This is a genomic window from Lentzea sp. (assembly GCF_035525475.1).
In the GTDB taxonomy this organism is placed as follows: Bacteria; Actinomycetota; Actinomycetes; order Mycobacteriales; family Pseudonocardiaceae; genus Lentzea.
The window spans coordinates 1-3,314 of record NZ_DATLEC010000129.1 but is presented as its reverse complement, the minus strand read 5'-3'; the positions used below and the strand labels follow the sequence as shown (position 1 = coordinate 3,314).

Annotated in this window: 4 protein-coding genes; 2 read left to right on the top strand and 2 right to left on the bottom strand. The window is 69.6% G+C overall.

All coding sequences use genetic code 11. The annotated features are described in order from the left end of the window. The first annotated feature begins 100 nt into the window (after positions 1 to 100). Both sucC and sucD read left to right on the top strand, forming a co-directional pair. Positions 101 to 1,213, top strand: coding sequence for an ADP-forming succinate--CoA ligase subunit beta (sucC, locus tag VM306_RS21760; protein ID WP_325517936.1), 1,113 nt, complete (start codon positions 101 to 103; stop codon positions 1,211 to 1,213). Next, a complete protein-coding gene (gene sucD / locus VM306_RS21755; RefSeq protein ID WP_325517934.1) occupies positions 1,213 to 2,094 on the top strand; it encodes a succinate--CoA ligase subunit alpha in 882 nt (293 codons plus the stop codon). The genes sucC and sucD overlap by 1 nt, the downstream gene beginning before the upstream one ends. Here sucD and VM306_RS21750 read toward each other — a convergent pair. Both VM306_RS21750 and VM306_RS21745 read right to left on the bottom strand, forming a co-directional pair. Next, positions 2,087 to 2,890 carry a hypothetical protein gene (locus VM306_RS21750; protein WP_325517932.1) on the bottom strand — a complete coding sequence of 268 codons (804 nt, stop codon included), beginning with the start codon at positions 2,888 to 2,890 and terminating at the stop codon, positions 2,087 to 2,089. The two genes, sucD and VM306_RS21750, sit on opposite strands and share 8 nt — an antisense overlap. Further along, a complete protein-coding gene (locus VM306_RS21745; protein ID WP_325517930.1) occupies positions 2,887 to 3,183 on the bottom strand; it encodes a WXG100 family type VII secretion target in 297 nt (98 codons plus the stop codon). Before VM306_RS21745 ends, VM306_RS21750 begins: the two co-directional genes overlap by 4 nt. Positions 3,184 to 3,314 lie beyond the last annotated feature (131 nt).

Genomic DNA, 3,314 nt, shown 5'->3' with positions numbered 1-3,314 from the left:
GACTGTAGATTGCATACCGTATGAGGTAGGCATATCGTTACTCCGCTACCAACCGGATGTCCATAGATGGCCGCAAGTTTTCGGCGAGAGGACGTAGACGGTGGATCTTTTCGAACACGAGGCGCGGGACCTCTTCGAGCGGTACGGGGTGCCCGTCCCGCGTGGTTTCGTGGCGGACACTCCTGACTCCGCGCGCGAGGCCGCCTCCCTGCTCGGCGGCACCGTCGTCGTGAAGGCCCAGGTGAAAACCGGCGGACGAGGCAAGGCCGGCGGCATCACACTCGCTTCGTCGCCCGACGAAGCTTTCTTCGCGGCCACCGCGATCCTCGGGATGGACATCAAGGGCCACACCGTGCACAAGGTCCTGGTCACCGAGGCGAGCGAGATCGCAGAGGAGTACTACCTGTCGTTCCTGCTCGATCGTGCGAACAGGACGTTCATCGGCATGGCGTCGGCCACCGGTGGGATGGAGATCGAGGAGATGGCCGACTCCATCACCCGGATGCCGGCTTCGTCCTTCGACGCATCGGCCGTGTTCCCTCGGGAGATCGCGGAGCAGGTGAACGCCGTCGCTTCCGCCCTGTGGAACGTCTTCGTCTCCGAGGACGCCATCCTGGTCGAGGTGAACCCGTTGGCACGCACCGAAGACGGCCGCATCGTGGCGCTGGACGGCAAGGTGACACTGGACGACAACGCGTCGTTCCGGCACTCTCGTCCCGCGGACAGCGCCGTGGGCGATCCGCTGGAGGTGCGGGCCGCCGAGAAGGGGCTCAACTACGTCAAGCTCGACGGCACCGTCGGCGTCATCGGCAACGGCGCGGGCCTCGTCATGTCCACTTTGGACGTCGTGGCGCTGGCCGGTGCCGCGCCCGCGAACTTCCTCGACATCGGCGGCGGCGCGTCGGCCCAGGTGATGGCGGACGGACTCGACGTCATCCTGTCCGACCCGTCGGTGCGCAGCGTGTTCGTGAACGTCTTCGGCGGCATCACCGCGTGCGACGCGGTGGCCGACGGGATCGTGCAGGCGCTCGGCCTGCTGGGCGACCGCGCCGACAAGCCGCTGGTCGTGCGGCTCGACGGCAACAACGCCGAGGCCGGCCACCGCATCCTCGACGAGGCACGGCACCCGCTGATCACCGTGGCGCACACGATGGACGACGCGGCGGGCCGTGCCGCCGCTCTCGCCGGCGCCCCGACCACCAAGGAGTCCTGATGGCGATCTTCCTCGACGAGAACAGCCGCGTGATCGTCCAGGGCATGACGGGGTCGGAGGGAGCCAAGCACACCCGCCGCATGCTCGCGGCCGGCACCCAGGTCGTCGGCGGTGTGAACGCGCGCAAGGCGGGCACGTCCGTGGAGTTCGGCGACGTGACGCTGCCGGTGTTCGGCACGGTCGCCGAGGCGATGGCGGAGACCGGCGCGACCGTGTCGGTGCTCTTCGTGCCGCCCGCGTTCACCGGCGACGCCGTCATCGAGGCGGTCGACGCGGGCATCGGCCTGGCCGTCGTGATCACCGAGGGCGTCCCGGTCCACGACACGGCACGGTTCTGGGCACATGCCCAGGGCAGGTCGACCCGCGTCATCGGGCCGAACTGCCCCGGCATCATCAGCCCCGGCAAGGCGAACGCCGGCATCATCCCCGCGGACATCACCAAGCCCGGTTCCATCGGCCTGGTGTCGAAGTCGGGAACGCTGACGTACCAGCTGATGCACGAGCTGAAGGACTTCGGCTTCACCACGTGCGTCGGCATCGGCGGCGACCCGATCGTCGGCACCACGCACATCGACGCGATCGAGGCGTTCGAGGCCGATCCGGAGACCGAGCTGATCGTGATGATCGGCGAGATCGGCGGCGACGCGGAGGAACGCGCGGCGGAGTTCGTGCGGGACAACGTGACCAAGCCCGTCGTCGGCTACGTCGCCGGCTTCACCGCGCCCGAGGGCAGGACGATGGGCCACGCGGGCGCCATCGTCTCCGGGTCCTCGGGCACGGCGGAGGCCAAGAAGCAGGCCCTGGAGGCGGTGGGGATCAAGGTCGGCAGGACGCCGTCCGAGACCGCCGCGCTGGCCAGGGCGATCCTGACCTCTAACTGACGGGCTGGCGGTCTCGGTCCCGGGAGGCCGGGACCGTCGGCAGCTCGGCCTGGCCCTGCGCCTGGTTCTGGGCCTGCTCGCCGATCACGGACATGGCCTGCTTCACGATCTTCAGCACGGCCTGCGCGCCCTCGACGAGCTTGACCAGGTTCTCCCCGCTCGCGAGCAGCTCACCGAGCTTGGCCGCGATCCGCGTGCCGCACTCGACGGCGATCTGCACGCACTGGGGGATCGCCACGGCGATGCTCTGCCCGAACGTCACCGCGGCCGACGCGATCGCCTGCGTCATGATCGGCACGATCCTGCCGACCGCCTCGGTGATCAGCCGCGTCACCTCGGCGGCGACCTGGGCGATCACCTCGCCCGCCTTGATGAGCGCGGTCGCGCTGGTCAAGGCGGTCTCGGCGACCGACAGCACGCCGTCGACCAGCTCCTTGCCGGTCTTGGCGTAGTCGGTCGCGCTCTGCCCCGACCACCCGCTGGTCTCGCTGCCCGCCCTGTCCCGGTAGTCCTCGGCGAGCGCGGTGGCCGCCTTGCCGGCGTTCCGCAGGTCGCCCGCGCCCTGCTGGACGCCGTCCGGGTCGCCCTGGAGCTGGTTCAGCGGCTCTTCGAGGAACGAGATCATCGGCGTGAGGAAGCCGACGCCCGCGCTGTCCAGCGCCTGCAACGGTTTCCCGTCCGACCGCAGTTCGGTGATCGGAGCCTTCGGTGTGGCCGCCAGGTCCTGCGAGAGCCACGCTCCCTCCGCGATCGCACTGGTCGTGGCGCGGAGCTCGTCGAGCAGAGCGGCCGTCATCGCATGGCTCCCGTGATGTTCGCGACGCTGTCGTCGTCGGTGCGCTGATAGGTGTCAGCGGTCTGCCGCATTCCCGTACCGACATTGTCCATTGTGGACGCGACGGCACCGAACGCCTGCCGCGTCTCCCCCATCGCACCGCTCAGGCCGGCGGCGAGGAACTGGGCGAACGAGCCGAGCTCCTGCCCCACCCGGTCGGGCATGCGCGCTCCCGTCGCGGACAACTGGTCCGCGCACCCGGCCAAGGTCGCGGCGTGCGCGCGCAACTGCTCGTGATCAACGGTGAAGCTCATCGAACGGCCTCGCTCTCGCCCAGGTAGTCCGCCAGCACCTCGGCCATGCGGGCACTCGCCCGCTGCTGCGCCTCCCGTGCCGTGCTGACGATCAGCATTGCCAGCGTGTCGACGTCGAGCCTGCGCGCCGC